Source organism: Pseudomonas sp. AC136, assembly GCF_979258585.1.
In genome coordinates, this window is record NZ_OZ409865.1 from 1,414,026 (window position 1) to 1,429,713 (window position 15,688).

Genomic DNA, 15,688 nt, shown 5'->3' on the forward strand with positions numbered 1-15,688 from the left:
GGTATTCATTACCGCGTGCGCTGAACGTTTTGTTTCGCGCCTTACGCGCATCTCAACCAAACACCCGTCATCCTCGCGCACGCGGGGATCCAGAGTTTCCAGCCGTACACCGCTGTGAAGTGCGGCGGTTTTCATTACCGCGTGCGCTGAACGTTTTGTTTCGCGCCTTACGCGCGAGTCACTTTTGTCATTGCCACAAAAGTAACCAAAAGGTCTAGCTGGTACGACTCACCCACATAGGTAACAAATCAGTTCAACCACATGGGTAACAGTTTTTAACCTAATGGGGTCTCCCTCAGGAGGGTGCCCTCATGCCGTGGCGAGAACTGAAACCTATGGACGAGAAAGTGTTGTTCATTGCTGATTACCTCAGGCAGGTCAGCAGCTTCACTGCGTTGTGCGAGCACTTCGGCATCAGTCGAAAGACCGGCTACAAGTGGGTGGAACGCTACAACTTAGCCGGCATGGAGGGGTTGGCTGAGCAAAGTCGGCGGCGTCGCGAACAGGTGTGCACGCCATTTGTTATCCGCGAGTACATCCTTGATCTAAGGCGCCGATCTGCGGTTGAACTGGGGCCGAAGAAGATCCAGGCACTCGTGGAGCAGCGATATCCTGGGCAAAGTCCTTCCCGGACCACGATCTACAGCATCCTCAAACAGGCGGGATTGGTCACGCCCCGCCGGCTTCGTAAGCGGGTACCTAGCTATCCAAAGCCGCTTAAATCGACCAACGAACCTAATGAACTCTGGAGCGCCGACTACAAAGGTCAGTTCCTGACTCAGGACGGGAAGTGGTGTTATCCGTTGACGGTGATGGATCACGCCAGTCGTTTTCTGCTGGCTTGCGAAGGCATGTCCGGCACACGGCTAAAGGAGACCAAGTCGGCTTTCGAAGATTTGTTTCGCTGCTACGGATTACCTTCGCGCCTGCGAACAGACAACGGCACCCCCTTCGCTAGCGCTGGCAAAACAGGTCTAAGCCAACTCTCCATTTGGTGGCTACGGCTGGGCATCATTCCTGAACGAATAGCACCTGGCCGCCCCGAACAGAATGGGCGCCACGAACGTATGCATCGGACGCTGAAACGGGCCGTCACTCACCCCTGTTCTGCGCATATGGCGGAGCAGCAAAGGCAGTTCGACCTGTTTCGTCATAATTACAATGAGCAGCGGCCGCACGAAGCGCTAAACCAGAGCACGCCCAAAACCCATTACCAGAATTCGCCACGGCCATACCCGGAACGCTTGCCGGAGCCGACATATCCTGGCTATGTCGAACCGCACCGGGCCGACTGCAGCGGGATCATCAATCGCCACGGTATGCGCATTTATGTGGGGTATCTTTTAAGGCACGAACTAATTGGGCTGGAGCAAATTGGCGATGATCTTTGGGCCGTTCATTTCGGCCCGGTTGTGATAGGTAGGCTGGACGAAAGGGAGCAGAAGGATGGGTATCTATCCTTGAAAGTGTCACCCATGTGATTGAACACTTTTGTTACCCATGTGGTTGTCTCGTACAAGATGTGCCAAGTGCTCTCGGTTTCCACCAGTGGTTACTACGCTTGGGCCGGACGTAAACCAAGCGCCCGCAACCTAGAAAACGTTCGACTGTTGAGCCAAATACGGCTGCTGCATACGCAAAGTCGAGAGGCTTATGGAACAGAGCGGATATGGCATGCGCTGCGTAGAAAGGGAGAGACGTGTGGGCGAAATCGCGTGCAACGGTTACGTCAGATCAACCAGATCCAGAGCCGCCGTCGGCGGCGTTATGTGCACGCAAGAGCGCCTTATCAACGTCAGGCAGTTGCACCAAACAAATTGAAATGGCCATTTGTCAGCCCCGGTCGTGATCGAGTTTGGGTAGCGGACATAACCTTCATACCGACTCGTCAGGGCTGGTTGTATTTGGCGGCAATACTGGATTTGTACACCCGCCGAATCGCGGGCTGGGCAATGGGCGAGCGAGCGGACCAACAATTAGCCAGCGCAGCCTTAAACATGGCCTTGCAAGGGCGCAGGCAAGCGCAAGAAACGATTCACCACAGCGATCAAGGCGTGCAATACACCAGCAACGCATACCGGCAGCAACTTGAAACCGAACAGCTAGTGGTTAGTACCAGCCGCAAGGGTATGCCGTATGACAACGCCGTTATGGAGAGCTTTTTCGGCTCGTTGAAACAAGAACTGACGCACCACGAAGACTTCGCAAGCCGTGACCAGGCACGCGTTCAGGTGTTTGATTACATCGAAGTCTTTTACAACCGCCAGCGGATACACAGCGCCCTGGGATACTGCACACCGCTGGAGTTCAGTGCGATGAATGAAGTGCCTAATTAAAATGTCCGAGAAATCGGGGGTGGTTCAGATTTATTTAATAGCTCTAATTTAGAGTCGTTTAATAAATCTGTCCCCTTTGTTTTCTGCTCGGTTCCGCATTTGCCATGATAGGATCCAAGACAGTACCGTTTTAGCGGGTAGCAAGGAATGCTATACAATAACGATGCTTTTAATAAGGATTATAGGAGCCAGTAGAAGTACAATGAATATTACGAAAAAAACAACCTTACCCTTTATTGGAATCAGTGCAGCTGTCGTTGGGACGTTGCAGATACTTTTGTACGGTCCCTTGATTGCTATTGCGCAAGCAAAATTTCTCGAAATTCCTCTTCGACTGATTATGGAGATACTTTTAACCATTGCAGCTCACTCAACTCTCATTTCAATAGTTCCGCTATTGCTCGCCGCATTCAATAAGACCACCATAAGCTACACAATCCTTTTCTTGTTCATATCTATATATATACAAATCGTAGTAGGTATAAACGCCATCGGCCCGACTGCAGCTGCTATAGCTTGTTCAGTCTTAATTTTTTATGCATCCACAAAAGTAAGTGAGCTTATACGGTATTTTCGTGCGAAGTGAATTCTTATAACAAGTCGTCCAAGTACCAAGCAAAGGGGACAGATTTATTAACGACTCTAAATTGGAGCTATTTAATAAATCTGTCGCCTTTGTTGACGCATCTGCCAGGGTGTCGATAAATGTCAGATTTTAAGCGGATGCGCGCGTATCCATTCTGCTCGGACGTTTTTACACACTTAGGGCCAGAAGCGGACGTTCGGTATAATGTGTGCTTCCAGCCAAAAAAAGGGTTATGCCCCGCAGACTTGTGCTCCTAAAGTTCGCGCTTCCTAAGCCGAAAACCTTCGTTCCTATTTCACGGATGATCTCAAATGTTCCGCTCTGTTTTTTCCGGCGTTGCTTTACTCGCCGTCGCCGCTGCCGGTGTCGTCCAGGCTCAGACCATCACTACTCCCGAACAACTGCTCACCGAACTCTCTCGTTGTGATGCGCAGTTCTTCGAGAGCCTGCGCGACGCTCGCCTGCCTGCCGGCCGATACTTTACGTCTGAGCCAACAAAAGGGGACAGATTTATTAAACGACTCTAAATTAGAGCTGTTTAATAAATCCGCCCCCTTATTCTTCTTCTCACCTCCCTTGTGACTTCATAAAACTTACACTGCAATAATAAAAATGACTCATCAACATCGAATAAAGCAAGGAGAAAAATATAAAGCTCTTCCTGCTTAAAACAAGAACAACATAACCAAATTTCGCCCCTCCCATTCCGTCGCTGGAAAAAACACCGCATGGGATAAGGAAAAAGCAAAAAAACAAACAAAGCAGCCCCCATAAAAAAAACACTGCAGTCATATTGGCTCCACTAGGATGTCTCTTCTCAATCTTGGTTTCAAATCTCCCCCACCGGATAAAAATAAAAACCAATATAACTGGCACTAAAAAAGCCCAAATCATTGATGGCGCGTACGACCTATCGACACCGAGGTTACCGCGACAAAAAAACATCAAAGGCACAGCTAGCTGTTCCCATTCTAAAAAAACAAAATGCTGGGCGTAGAAAGCCGTCATCATCCCCCCCCAAACCAGCACAAAAACCTTGAAGTAGGATGAATCAAAATCTAAAAATTTACTTATCAAACGAGCACCTTTTTTATTTGAAATAATATCGCAGCCATTAATTAAACTAGAACAGAGCGGACAATTTATTAAACAGCTCTAATTTGGAGTTATTTACAAAGCCATCCTCTTTTTTTCGGCAGGGGACTAACTGCGGCCCTGCTGCCGAATGAACTAACCACGCCAAGCCTTACCCAACGACACCGCCTGGACAAATGCCGCCACCTGCCGCACGCCGCGCAAATGAACAACCGGCACCTGCGGGTTTACCGCCAGCCGAGCCGCCTCGATTCCGGCCCGATAGCTTGCGTCGAAATGCCAGACGTAGCGCAAAAACGTTAGAAATTCGCGGTCGATTTTCTCCCGGCAGCCGGCCGGCATATCGGGGCGGGGGCGGTTTAGCGCGCTGCGGATCAGTACGCGGCGCAGACAGGTGATGCGCGGCGTGTCGAGCCAGATCACCAGATCGGCACGCGGCAGGCGCAGGTCGAAGGTCCGCCGCGGGTAGTTGCCTTCACATATCCAGGCATCACGAGCCACCGCCTCGCGAACGCGCTGGCGAAATTGTTCAGCATCGGGCTCGACCCAGTTGGGTTGCCAGAACAGTTTATCGAGGTGCACCACCGGCAGACTAAGGCGTCGGCCCAGCTCGCGGGCTAGCGTGGATTTTCCGCTACCGGCGTTTCCCACAATCACAATCCGTTGCATGGGGCTTTCCTGCCGCAAAATTGGCCAACGATTATGACGGGTTCTGCAGCGTGTTAAAGCGGCAAAAGGGGACGGCAAAAGGGCAAAAGGGCAAAAGGGGACAGATTTATTAAACGACTGTAATTAGAGCTACTGAATAAATCTGTCCCCTTTTCCGAACGGTGATCGCTGCGGTGCGTACAGCACATCGTATGGGAAATAAAACGGAACTAGGCTGTCTGCTTTGTGCGCAGACTGTGCTCGGCGCTCTCACTGCCATGCGGTTTAACAGGAAGAACCGATCATGCACCTCCTCTCAAAAATCATTGGTATCAGCCTGGTGTTGTGGGTGGCCCAACTCCAAGCCGCCGAAGTCCAGCCAGCGGTAAAAGCCGCCGCCGAAGACAAAGCCGAAGTACTGGAGCAGAAAGCCGCCGACAAGGACAGCCTCAACGCTGCCCCGCAGACGTCGCCCCTGAGCAAAGCCGAAGTCCAGGCCGTCGACCCCGCTGGCAAGGCGCCCATGGACGACGCCATCACCTGCCTGTCGCGCACGATTTACTGGGAAGCCAAGGGCGGTGCCAGTGAGGACATGGAGGCCGTGGCGAATGTGGTGCTCAACCGCCTCGGTCGCAAGGAGTTTCCCGATACGGTCTGCGCGGTGGTCAAGCAGGGCTCGGAAAAAAGCCCTTGTCAGTTTTCCTGGTGGTGTGACGGTCGACCCGATCAAGTCGAGGAAGAAAGCCGCTACGCCGTCGCCAAGGAGATCGCCCGCAAAGCCCTCAACCAGCAACTGCCCGACCGCACCAATGGAGCGCTGTTCTTCCACGACCGCAGCGCTTCGGTGGACTGGTCCAAGACCTATATCAAGACCAAGGAGATTGGCAGTTTCAAGTTCTACAAACCCAAGAGCGTGGCGGCACGTTAGCGGCGCGGGTAGAGCAACAAAGGGGACTGTCCCTTTTGTTTGCATCTTCTCGATTTCGCGCCCTGCATCCTTCGCCCCTGCCCGCCGCAGCCGACATATTTTCCCCACCCCCGCCCGCTACAGTTCGTCATCGCTGAACAATCAGCGAAGCCGGTTTGGTCGCCGGGCTGCATTAGGCGCACAAGCGTCTGCTATAAGAGTCAGGCGTTTTTTTCTGCCTGCTTTATGGCAGCTGTGCGTGGGACACCTTCGGGTGTGCCGGTTCCTATGCCCGGTCGACCAACCTGCGTACAGCTGCCTCCCTTCTGCTTGGTCGCGAAAGGAGTTACGCCTCAACTGCATAGGAGTTCTATCTGGATGAACAACCCAATCGCTGTCACCACCTACCAACCCTTCGACCACATGGACGGCGCCGCGCTGTTTTCCGTTAACCCAGGCGTGCCCGTTTCAGATGCGCTGGAGCGCGCCGGCGACTTGATGCTGTACGTGCAAACCGTCGCCGCGGCGGATGCGTTTGTTTATAAAAATTTGGAGTCGGGCATCATCCAGACGCTTAGCGAAATGGCTAAAGCGTTGGTCAACGCGGCCACGCACGGCGAGGGCGTTGTGAAGCCGTAGGCGCTTAGACCGTGTCGCCACGAAGGGGATCGTTGATCCCCTTTTTTGTGCGAGCCATCTGCCTGACAACACCAGATCTTCCCTAACGCCCATCTTCATTTCCATTTGAGCTGTGTATTACCCATCTACCGGCCCGCCATCCCAAACACGGGCTCTACTCCCATTCCCCATTAGCTCCCGTCCACTCTGTTCCCGTCCCAAACCTCGCGACGCCAATAGAAAGTTGCCGCGTGTGCACCCTCCCCGGCCACCGATTTCAAGCCTCACTAGCAAGCGCGGACAAAGCGATTTCAAGCTCTGCCTTACGGAACGGCTTGGCCAGCCGCGCGAGGCTCGGGTCTAGTTGGTCGAGTTCGGCATAGCCAGAAACAAGCAGGATTGCAGTGCCGGGTCTGGAGTTGCTCACGCGTCGGGCTAGATCAGTCCCGCTGATGCCGGGCATCAAGTGGTCGGTGACGAGTAAATCGAATTGCTGCCCGGTGTCCAACAGGCGTAACGCTTCCTCGCCTGAGGCGGCTTCAATCACGCAGTAGCCGAGTTCGGTGAGCATGTAAGCGGTACTGGTGCGAACCAGTTCCTCATCGTCGACCAGCAGCGCCACACCGCGTGTGGATAGCGGCTCTGGTGCCAGGTAAACGGGGGCTACGGTGGCCGGCGCTGCGGAGCTGCGGGGCAGCCAAAGCTCTACGGTCGTGCCTGATCCGGGCAAGCTCTGGATGGTCAGCGCGCCGTCCAGCTGCGATGCCAAGCCATGAACCATCGAAAGCCCGAGGCCGGTGCCTTTGCCGATGCCCTTGGTGGAAAAGAACGGTTCAACCGCACGCGCCAGCGTGGCCGCATCCATGCCTACACCCGTGTCTGTCACGCACAGGCAAAGGTAGTCACCCGGTTCCAGACCGGAGCTGTGACCTGCGCTCACCCACTCCACGCGAGCGGATATGCGCAGAATGCCGCCCTCGGGCATGGCGTCACGCGCGTTGACGGAGAGGTTTAGCAGCGCCATTTCGAGTTGATTGGGGTCGGCCATCGCGGCAGGAAGATTGTCCGCCGCATCGACCACCACTTTTATCTGCGGCCCGCTGGTGCTGGCGACCAGCTCGCCCATGCCGCTGACCAATTTCACCACGTCGACCGGAACCGCTTGCAGTGGCTGACGCCGGGCGAATGCCAGCAGCCGGTGCACCAGGGTTTTGGCACGGTCGGCCGATTGCATGGCGCCACTGATCAGCCGCTGTTCGCGCTCGCCGCCTACGCCCCTCCGTTGCAGCAAGTCGAGGGTGCCAACGATTGGGGTGAGCAGGTTATTGAAGTCGTGGGCAACGCCACCGGTTAGCTGCCCCATGGCTTCCATTTTTTGGCTCTGACGCAGTGCCGCTTGCACTTCTTCGCGCTCGGCAACGGCCCGGGCGATTCTGCTTTCGAGGTTGGCATTGAGCTCGCGCAGTTGCTCTTCCGCCGCTTTGCGCGCGGTGATGTCGACTGCCGTTCCGGTCACTCGCAAGCAGCGCCCGGCGGCATCGAACACGCCCCGGCCCTTGGCCGCTACCCAGCGAATAACGCCATCCTCTCTGCCGACGGTGCGGTAGTCGACGTCATACAGCGCGCGCAGCTCAGGGTCCGCGGCGGCGGCGAAGGCCTCGATGGTGGCTTGTCGATCGTCGGGGTGCAGGCCGTCGTAAAAGTCGTCAATCGTTACGGGCACGTCCGGTGAAATACCAAATATCGCCTTGGTGCGCGCCGGCCAGATGAGCGCGTTCTGAACGTTATCCACGTCCCAGAAGCCCACCTCGGCATGGTCGACGGCCAGGCGCAAGCGCTCTTCACTCTCGCGCAGGCGCATCTCGGCACCAACCCGTTCGACATGCGCCCAGCAGCGCTCGACCACTTCACGAATCAGTGAAATTTCAGCCGGTGTCCAGTCTCGTGGCTGGTTGTGATGCACCGCCATCATCGCCGTCAGGCGTCCGTCTTTCACCAGTGGGCAGCAGATGATGGCGTTGATGCCGATGGCTTGAAACGTCTCGCGCCCATCTTCGGCTGCCAACTCGGCAGTAACGTCATGAACCACCAGCGTGCGGCCGGTGCGCATATCCGCCGCCGCCCGTGAGCCGAAGAGGTCGAGGCTATACGCACCGACCGAGCTGTCGATGTTTGGCGCTGTGTAGTCGCTGCGAATCCAGAAGCGGTCCTGGTCGGCATCCACATCGGCATAGGCACATCGCGAGACGTTAAGCCTGCGCCCCAGCAAACTGGTCGCGGCGAGCATCGCGTCTTCGGCTTGGCGAATGTTGAACAGTTGGTTGTCGAGTTCATCCAGAAACCGCAAGCGCGCCGCGCTCTCTTGCAGGGCCGCGTCCGCTTCGTGCTCGACGGTGCGGTCGCGGAAAATTTTCACGAAACCGCCATGATCCATCGCAAGCGGCATCATCAGCCCGGAACCCCAGAAGCGTGTGCCATTTTTGCGCACATGCCAGCGTTCGTTGACCGCCCGCCCCTGATGCTGAGCAAGCTCAAGCTCGCCGTAAAACACACCGGCGGCCCGGTCGGTGTCCGTGTAGAACAGATCCCCCGCGCGGCCCAACACCTCCTGACCCTCATATCCAACGATCCGCTGCGCGCCGATGTTCCAGCTGGTGACCGTGCCCTGGGCGTCGAAGGTGATGATGGCGAAATCCTCAGCCCCTTCGACAATTTGGCGGTAGCGCGCCTCGCTGATCCGAATGGCGGCCTCGGCTCGGGCGCGGTGTACGACCAAGCCGATTGTCTGCACAACGAAGTCAACGATTTCAGTGTCTGCCGGCAGCGGCTTGCGGGGTTCCGGGTGAAGCAGCACGAAGGTGCCGAGCACACCGCCCTGCGCCGAACAAATGGTGGTCGACCAACACAGGTGCAGCCCGTGTTCGCCGGCCAACGCCTGGAATCCAGACCATAACGGAGTGTTCGCAGATTCGGCGTGAGGGCGCACGAGCATGGCGGCGGGATCGGTGCACGCCGGTGGCAAGCTAGGCGCGGCGCAATGTTGCACGCGCGCGCCCTCCTCGTCGAACAGCACAATGGCGCCGACAAAGCCGGACGGCGACAACACCTCAACCTCGCGAACCATGGCGTCCAGCGCCACGTTGAGCGCGTGTTCTTCTACCGCCACTTCCAGAATGCGGTTTTGTGCAGCTCTTTGTTCAGCTGCACGGTTGCGTGCTTGGGTGAGCCGCGCGTTTTCAATGGCAATGGTGGCCAGCCGCGCCAGACTCTCCAGGCGCTGGATCGTGGCGTTGTCCGGGGTGTGAACCTCGGACCAGTACGCACCGAGCGCCGCGACCGCCGCCGGCCTACCGATCGGCACCATCACCAGACTGCGAACGAAGGTGGGCGCGTAGGCTTCTTGGGGGATGCGAGCGTCCAGCCGGATGTCAGGGATGATCACCGTCTCACCGTGACGCATCGCCCACCCTGAAATGCAGTGGTCAGCGGGAAAGCTCTGGCCTTGCCACAGCTCAGACATGGCATCTTCGGCCACATAGGAACAGTAGCCATCGTCGGCGATAACCACGGTAATGCCTTGCGCGCCGACCGTGGCCCGCGCCGTGTCGCGCAGCACCTGCACCACCTCGTCTACCGTGCCGGCCATTACCAGCCGCTCACTGGCGTGCAGCACATGAGACAAGCGCTCATCGCTGTCTATATCTACCGGAACAGAAGGCAAACCGATCTCCCAAGGAACGCCATAGAATTCTTTCCACAGACTGCAAACGTCTGCAGAACACGCCCTTCCCCTGCCGGGCAGGACCCGGAATCAGTTTCGCAGAAAAGCGTTCAGGGCGTCTTCACACGTTGAACATCGCGGCTAAATCGGTCCAGCCACGGTAACCACCGGGTCATTGATGCGCTGTATCAACTCGGCCCCGTCGTTAAGCGGATTGCCGACCGCCTTAGGCACGGGATACCAAGTAAAAGCCTCGGCACCCAGCCCGTGCTCAGCCGCGATGATCAGTGCTCGAACCGGATCGGTTTCGGCGTTGAGCCATTCAGCAGCGAGGGCTGGCGGCAGCACCACGGGGCGGCGGTCGTGGATGTCGAGCAGCCCTGCGTCGGCGGCGCCGGTGACGATGGTGAAGCCGTCGTCTTCGCCCTGCTCCAGGCCTTGCGTCACGTGGCACAGCGAGGCAAAGAACAGCGGTGAAGCGTCCCGGGCCTTGATGAAGTACGGCTGCTTGAGCTTGGGGTCGTCCGGGTGTTTGACCCATTCATACCAGCCGTCAGCCAGCGCCAATGCGCGCTGCTTCCAGATGCCACGGAAGAATTTACCGGTGGCCACTGTTTCGACCCGGGCATTGATCGCCCGCGGCATTTTCCCCTTCGCCCACTGCGGCGCGTAGCCCCAACGAACATTCTCCAGCGCCAGGCCATCACCGGTGTTGTAGATGATCGGCGCACGCTGTGTGGGCGCGATGTTGTAACGCGCACTGGCTGCGGGGTCAGTGCGATCGTCGATGGGCTGCATGATGGCCAGCACGTCACGCCAGCGGTTGAGGTCTTGCTCTTTTGCGTATCGGCCGCACATGTCAGTGGTCCTGCTGGTTGCCATAAAGGTCAGACCGGCCAGCCCGCCAAGGGTGCGTAAAAGCGACAGGAGCGACCGTCACATGAGTGTAGAAAACGGAGTTCCGCGAACCCTTAGGCCCAGCGAACTTGCGCGGGGAACCGCGCCACAAAGCACGTGCCTTCCTCGGCCGTCGACACCACGCTCAAGCTGCCGTTATGCCCGCTCGCAATTTCCGAGGCGATGTACAAGCCCAATCCCAAGCCTTCGCCGCGGGCGCCGCCTTCGGAGCGGGTGAAGGGTTTGAACAGCAGCGGCATCAGTTCGGGCGGAATCGGTGTGCCCTGATTGGTGACGCACAGGACAACTTCCGGCCCCTCGGCATAAGCGTTGATGGTGATTGGCGCCTCGATGTCGCCGTGGGTGACGGCGTTGCCGACCAGGTTCGACAACAGTTGGCTCAGGCGCAGCGGGTCGCAATACACGCCGGCCGGCAGGGTCATGTGGCGAACAAGGGTGGCGTCGGGGTACGAGGCGCAAATTTCGTCGAGGGTGAGTTGCAGGGTGTGGTCAAGATCATCGACGACGGTCCGGTGCACCGGTATGCCATCGCCCAGCCGGCCTCTGGCGAAGTCCAGCACGTTTTCAATCAGATGGCCCATGCGCACCGAGCTGTTGCGGATGGCGGCGATCAGTCGCGATGAGCGCGCGTCGGTGGGCTTGCTGTCCATCAGGTCGGCGCTCATACGAATGGCGCTCAAAGGCGTGCGCAAGTCATGGCCGAGCACGGCAATAAATTGTTCGCGCAGGCGGCTGGTGTTGTGCGCTTCGGCCAGGTCGGCGCGCGAGGTGCTGAGCTGGCCCTGGGTGTCGAGGTTCATGGCGATGAGCTGGGCGAATAGGGTCAGCGTTTGCACGATGGTGGGATCATCGAGATCGGCGGGCACGGAATCAATCGCGCACAAGGTGCCGAAGAACTCGCCATTGGCGGTGATGATGGGAATGGAAATGTAGCTTTCCAGGCCATACAGCAGCGGGGTGTGATGGGTGGCGTATTCGGGGTGGACGCTGGCGTGACCAAACACCACCGGGTTGCGGTGGCCGCGAATCTCGTGGCAAATCGTCGAGTCCAGCACCAGCTCGCCGCCAGGCTGCAAGCCGAACTCAATCGAGTCGTCGACGGCGCAGGCTACCCAGTATTTCTCCGTCACCCGCGCCACGGCGGCGAAGCGCATACCGGTGAGGTTTTTGACCATTTTGAGGATCAGCGGCACCGCTTCGATATGGGCGATGGCCTCGACGGAGGCGGCGTATTCGGGGTTGATCACTGGCTGAGCCTCGGGATGCGAGGCGCGAGATTATCACGCCAACCGGAGCGCTCGAAGCACCGCTCAGCCGTAGCGCCGACGGTAATCGGCTGGCGTGACACCCACGTGTTTGACGAAGGCGCGGCGCAAGGTATCCACATTGGCGAAGCCACATTTGGCCGCCACCTGCTTTGGCGCATCGCCAGCAGTTTCAAGCAGGGCGCGGGCTGCAGCTATGCGCGTGGCTTCCACCCAGGCGGCCGGCGTAATGCCGACTTCGGCGTGAAACAGCCGGGCAAAATGGCGCGGGCTGAGCCCGGCATGGGCCGCCAGGCTTTCGACCGAGTGCGCCAGTTGCGGATGAGCGGCGACCCAGCGCTGCACTTCCTGCAACGCCGAGCGCCCGGATGGCCCCGCCTCGCCTCGGCGGCTGAACTGCAACTGGCCGCCCGGCCGCTTGAAAAACATCACCAATTGCGCGGCCACGCCCATGGCCACGTCACGCCCCAGGTCTTCCTCCACCAGGCTCAAGGCCAGGTCCAGGCCCGCTGTCACGCCGGCTGAAGTGCGCAACTTGCCGTGACGCACATGCAGCGCATCCGCCTCAACGGTCACGCGCGGGTACTGGGCGCGCATAACGTCGACAGACGCCCAGTGCGTGGTAATGCGCCGGCCATCGAGCAAGCCGGCGGCGGCCAGCGCAAACGCCCCCGTGCACACCGAACCGAACCGCCGTGCCTGCCGCGCGCTGTGCTGAATCCAGGCGAGCAGTTCGGGCTTGTAATGCAGGCTCGCGGCATGCGGCGCGCCTGCCACGATGAAGGTATCGAGCTCACCCAGCGGCTCGCCCACCACGGCGTCGGGCAAGAGCCGCGCGCCGGATGAACTGCTAATGGGCCCCGCCTCGCACGCCACTACGCGAAGCGCATACACCTCGCGCCCGGCTTCCAGATTGGCCTGGGCGAACACATCCAGCGGGCCGGAAACGTCGAGCAACTGCATACCCGGCAAGGCAAGAATGGCGATGGTTTTAGTGTTTTTCGAAGCAGGCATGGTGCACGTCTCGGTATCACGCGAAATGGCAGTATATGACGCTACACGCCGTTTGATGCCATAGCCGCCGATCATGAAACTGACAACGCCCCCCTACTCTTCTCTGGAGCGTGTCATGAACCCGAACATTGCCGGCATCACCCTCCCCGACAGCCAACTGGCGCGGGAAATCACCGAATGCGTGCGCGACACCGCCTCACCTTTGCTGTTTCACCATTCCAGCCGCGTGTTCTATTTCGCCGCGCTGGCCGGTCAGCGCACGGGCCTGAAATTCGACCCCGAGTTGCTCTACTGCGGGTGCATGTTTCACGACATGGGCCTGACCCATCAGCACAGCAGCGCCTGCGAGCGCTTCGAAGTGGACGGTGCCAACGCGGCGCGCGACTTTTTGCAGCAACGCGGCATCGCCCAACCCGACATCGACACGGTGTGGACATCCATCGCGCTGCACACCACGCCGGGCATTCCCCAACACATGCACCCAGTGGTTGCGCTGGTAACCGCTGGCGTGGAAATGGATGTGCTGGGTCTGACGTACCCCAACTACAGTGCCGAAGAACGCGAGGCGATCACCCGCCTACACCCGCGCGGCGCGCAGTTTAAGGAGGACATCATTCAAGCGTTCTACGACGGCATTAAACACAAGCCCGACAGCACGTTCGGCAACGTCAAAGCCGACGTGCTGGCCGACAAAGACCCGCGCTTTACCGCCGGCAACTTCTGCGAGGTAATCCGCACCTCGCAGTGGGCGAGCTGAGGGTCGGCTGCATCGTCGGCATCACGCAACCCAGCGTTTGAACAACACGCTGGCGTTCACGCCGCCAAAACCGAAGCCGTTCGACAGCGCGTACTCAATGGGCATTTCCCGCGCGCCGCCATGCACGATGTGCAGCCCGCCGACGGCGTCGTCCGGGTCGCTGAAATTGAGCGTGGCGGGCACCAACTGATCGCGGATGGCGAGGATGGTGAAGATCGCTTCAAGGCCACCGGCCGCACCCAACAAGTGCCCGGTGGCCGACTTGGTCGACGTCACCGCCACGCCCGAATCCTCCCCGAATACCGCTTTGATGGCGGCCAACTCCCCTTTGTCGCCCACCTGTGTCGATGTGGCGTGGGCATTCAAATGCTGAATCTGGCTTGGCGTAATGCCCGCTTGGGCGATGGCCTGCTGCATCGCCCGGCGCGCGCCGTTGCCGTCTTCCGGGCCGGCGGTCAGGTGATAAGCATCGGCACTGGTGCCGTAGCCCACCAGCTCGGCAATCACCGTGGCGCCGCGCGCTTGGGCATGTTCCAGCGACTCAATCACCAACAGCCCTGCGCCCTCGCCCATGACAAAACCATCGCGGGCTTTATCGAAGGGGCGCGAGGCTTTGGCTGGCGTGTCGTTGTACGCGCTGGACATCGCCCGCGCCGCCGCAAAGCCGGCCAGGCTGACGCGGTCGATGGACGCTTCGGCGCCGCCGCAGATCGCGATATCGGCCTCGCCGCTGCGGATCAACCGCGCGGCATCACCAATCGCCTGAACGCTGGCAGCGCAGGCCGTGACTGGCGCACCGATGGGGCCGCGCAGGCCGTGCTGAATGGACACATGGCCGGCCGCTAGGTTGGCGAGAAATGAGGGAATGGTGAACGGCGACAAACGCCGTGGGCCTTTGCTGTCGGTGGTGCGCACCGCATCGGCAATGGCGCCGAAGCCACCAACGCCGGTGGCAATGATGGTCGCAGTGCGCTCGCGCTGGGCGTCAGTGCTCGGCTGCCAGCCGGCTTGCGCCAACGCCTGCTGGGCGGCGGCCAGGGCGAACATGATGAAGCGGTCCATCTTTTTCTGTTCTTTGGCCGGGATAAAGACGTTGGGGTCGAAGCCGGCTTCTGGGTCTTCTTCGAGCGTGGGCACGGTGCCGGCGATTTTGCAGGTGATGTCGTCGACCGTTTCGGCCGGCAATGCGCGAATGCCGGAGCGGCCGGCTAGCAGGCGCTGCCAGACGGGCTCAATGCCGACGCCCAGTGGCGAGACGAGGCCCATGCCGGTGATGACGATGCGGGTGTGGGGCATAACGGGGTTCCTTTTTTTCTTCGTTTTTGGGCAACCGCCGACGTGTACGCAGTGGTCGCTGCACGTCGGCTAGCGGGATGTTCGGTTGTACGCAGCTACTAACCTCTCCACCGTCATTCCCGCGCAGGCGGCGGTCCGACGATTCGGGATCCAGAATTTCCAGTCGTACACCGACTGAAGTGCGCAGGTATTCATTACCGCGCGTGCTGAACGATCTGTTTCCGCCTTACGTGCATTTCAACCAAACCCCCCGTCATCCTCGCGAACGCGGCGGTCCGACGATTCGGGATTCAGAATTTCCAGTCGTACGCCCGAGCTGGCCTAACGTATTCATTACCGCGTGCGCTGAACGTTTTGTTTCGCGCCTTACGCGCATTTCAACCACCCCCTCCGTCATCCCCGCGCAGGCGGCGGTCCGACGATTCGGGATCCAGAATCTCCAGCCGTACACCGATATGAAGCGCGCAGGTATTCATTACCGCGTGCGCTGAACGTTTTGTTTCGCGCCTTACGCGCGACTCACTTTT

Annotated in this window: 13 protein-coding genes; 6 read left to right on the plus strand and 7 right to left on the minus strand. The window is 58.9% G+C overall.

Features of this window, described 5'->3' with window-relative positions; genetic code table 11:
- Positions 1-311: 311 nt before the first annotated feature.
- The 3 genes from ACZZZU_RS06330 to ACZZZU_RS06340 all read left to right on the plus strand — a co-directional run bounded on the left by ACZZZU_RS06330 (position 312) and on the right by ACZZZU_RS06340 (position 3,449).
- Positions 312-1,481, plus strand: a complete 1,170-nt coding sequence (locus tag ACZZZU_RS06330; RefSeq protein WP_463549367.1) for an integrase core domain-containing protein — start codon at positions 312-314, stop codon at positions 1,479-1,481.
- A 39-nt stretch (positions 1,482-1,520) separates the two neighbouring features.
- Positions 1,521-2,336: an IS3 family transposase gene (locus tag ACZZZU_RS06335; RefSeq protein ID WP_463552112.1), complete on the plus strand. Its 816-nt coding sequence runs from the start codon at positions 1,521-1,523 to the stop codon at positions 2,334-2,336.
- An 897-nt stretch (positions 2,337-3,233) separates the two neighbouring features.
- Entirely contained in the window at positions 3,234-3,449 is a 216-nt protein-coding gene (locus ACZZZU_RS06340) for a hypothetical protein (protein ID WP_463550090.1), read from the plus strand.
- Positions 3,450-3,489: 40 nt separating this feature from the next.
- Here ACZZZU_RS06340 and ACZZZU_RS06345 read toward each other — a convergent pair whose 3' ends face one another.
- Positions 3,490-3,999: a hypothetical protein gene (locus ACZZZU_RS06345; protein WP_463550091.1), complete on the minus strand. Its 510-nt coding sequence runs from the start codon at positions 3,997-3,999 to the stop codon at positions 3,490-3,492.
- 153 nt (positions 4,000-4,152) lie between these two features.
- The gene (locus tag ACZZZU_RS06350; protein ID WP_463550092.1) at positions 4,153-4,686 is read right to left on the minus strand and encodes an AAA family ATPase; all 534 of its coding nucleotides are present in this window, start codon (positions 4,684-4,686) and stop codon (positions 4,153-4,155) included.
- Between the two features lie 283 nt (positions 4,687-4,969).
- Between ACZZZU_RS06350 and ACZZZU_RS06355 the strand changes: the two genes are divergently transcribed.
- Positions 4,970-5,593: a cell wall hydrolase gene (locus ACZZZU_RS06355; RefSeq protein ID WP_463550093.1), complete on the plus strand. Its 624-nt coding sequence runs from the start codon at positions 4,970-4,972 to the stop codon at positions 5,591-5,593.
- 357 nt (positions 5,594-5,950) lie between these two features.
- The gene (locus ACZZZU_RS06360; protein WP_463550094.1) at positions 5,951-6,211 is read left to right on the plus strand and encodes a DUF3077 domain-containing protein; all 261 of its coding nucleotides are present in this window, start codon (positions 5,951-5,953) and stop codon (positions 6,209-6,211) included.
- Between the two features lie 256 nt (positions 6,212-6,467).
- Here the strand turns inward: ACZZZU_RS06360 and ACZZZU_RS06365 are convergent, their stop codons facing one another.
- From ACZZZU_RS06365 to ACZZZU_RS06380, 4 genes are all read right to left on the minus strand, one after another.
- Positions 6,468-9,911, minus strand: a complete 3,444-nt coding sequence (locus ACZZZU_RS06365) for a PAS domain S-box protein (protein WP_463550095.1) — start codon at positions 9,909-9,911, stop codon at positions 6,468-6,470.
- A gap of 141 nt (positions 9,912-10,052) precedes the next feature.
- On the minus strand, positions 10,053-10,769 hold the full coding sequence (locus ACZZZU_RS06370) for an SOS response-associated peptidase (RefSeq protein WP_463550096.1): 717 nt from the start codon (positions 10,767-10,769) through the stop codon (positions 10,053-10,055).
- Between the two features lie 113 nt (positions 10,770-10,882).
- A complete protein-coding gene (locus tag ACZZZU_RS06375) occupies positions 10,883-12,076 on the minus strand; it encodes a GAF domain-containing sensor histidine kinase (protein WP_463550097.1) in 1,194 nt (397 codons plus the stop codon).
- Positions 12,077-12,139: 63 nt separating this feature from the next.
- Positions 12,140-13,108, minus strand: coding sequence for a GlxA family transcriptional regulator (locus ACZZZU_RS06380; protein WP_463550098.1), 969 nt, complete (start codon positions 13,106-13,108; stop codon positions 12,140-12,142).
- 115 nt (positions 13,109-13,223) lie between these two features.
- Between ACZZZU_RS06380 and ACZZZU_RS06385 the strand changes: the two genes are divergently transcribed.
- Positions 13,224-13,865, plus strand: a complete 642-nt coding sequence (locus ACZZZU_RS06385) for an HD domain-containing protein (protein ID WP_463550099.1) — start codon at positions 13,224-13,226, stop codon at positions 13,863-13,865.
- Between the two features lie 21 nt (positions 13,866-13,886).
- On the opposite strand, the gene fabF is transcribed toward ACZZZU_RS06385, so the two are convergent.
- Complete coding sequence (gene fabF / locus ACZZZU_RS06390; RefSeq protein WP_463550100.1) at positions 13,887-15,161, minus strand: beta-ketoacyl-ACP synthase II; 1,275 nt, start codon at positions 15,159-15,161, stop codon at positions 13,887-13,889.
- Positions 15,162-15,688 lie beyond the last annotated feature (527 nt).

Excerpts from the sequence above, each read along its gene's own strand:
- ACZZZU_RS06330 (WP_463549367.1), top strand. The coding sequence starts at position 312 with ATGCCGTGGCGAGAACTGAAACCTATGGACGAGAAAGTGTTGTTCATT.
- ACZZZU_RS06335 (WP_463552112.1), top strand. The coding sequence starts at position 1,521 with ATGTGCCAAGTGCTCTCGGTTTCCACCAGTGGTTACTACGCTTGGGCC.
- ACZZZU_RS06340 (WP_463550090.1), top strand. The coding sequence starts at position 3,234 with ATGTTCCGCTCTGTTTTTTCCGGCGTTGCTTTACTCGCCGTCGCCGCT.
- ACZZZU_RS06350 (WP_463550092.1), bottom strand. The coding sequence starts at position 4,686 with ATGCAACGGATTGTGATTGTGGGAAACGCCGGTAGCGGAAAATCCACG.
- ACZZZU_RS06355 (WP_463550093.1), top strand. The coding sequence starts at position 4,970 with ATGCACCTCCTCTCAAAAATCATTGGTATCAGCCTGGTGTTGTGGGTG.
- ACZZZU_RS06360 (WP_463550094.1), top strand. The coding sequence starts at position 5,951 with ATGAACAACCCAATCGCTGTCACCACCTACCAACCCTTCGACCACATG.
- ACZZZU_RS06370 (WP_463550096.1), bottom strand. The coding sequence starts at position 10,769 with ATGTGCGGCCGATACGCAAAAGAGCAAGACCTCAACCGCTGGCGTGAC.
- ACZZZU_RS06380 (WP_463550098.1), bottom strand. The coding sequence starts at position 13,108 with ATGCCTGCTTCGAAAAACACTAAAACCATCGCCATTCTTGCCTTGCCG.
- ACZZZU_RS06385 (WP_463550099.1), top strand. The coding sequence starts at position 13,224 with ATGAACCCGAACATTGCCGGCATCACCCTCCCCGACAGCCAACTGGCG.
- fabF (WP_463550100.1), bottom strand. The coding sequence starts at position 15,161 with ATGCCCCACACCCGCATCGTCATCACCGGCATGGGCCTCGTCTCGCCA.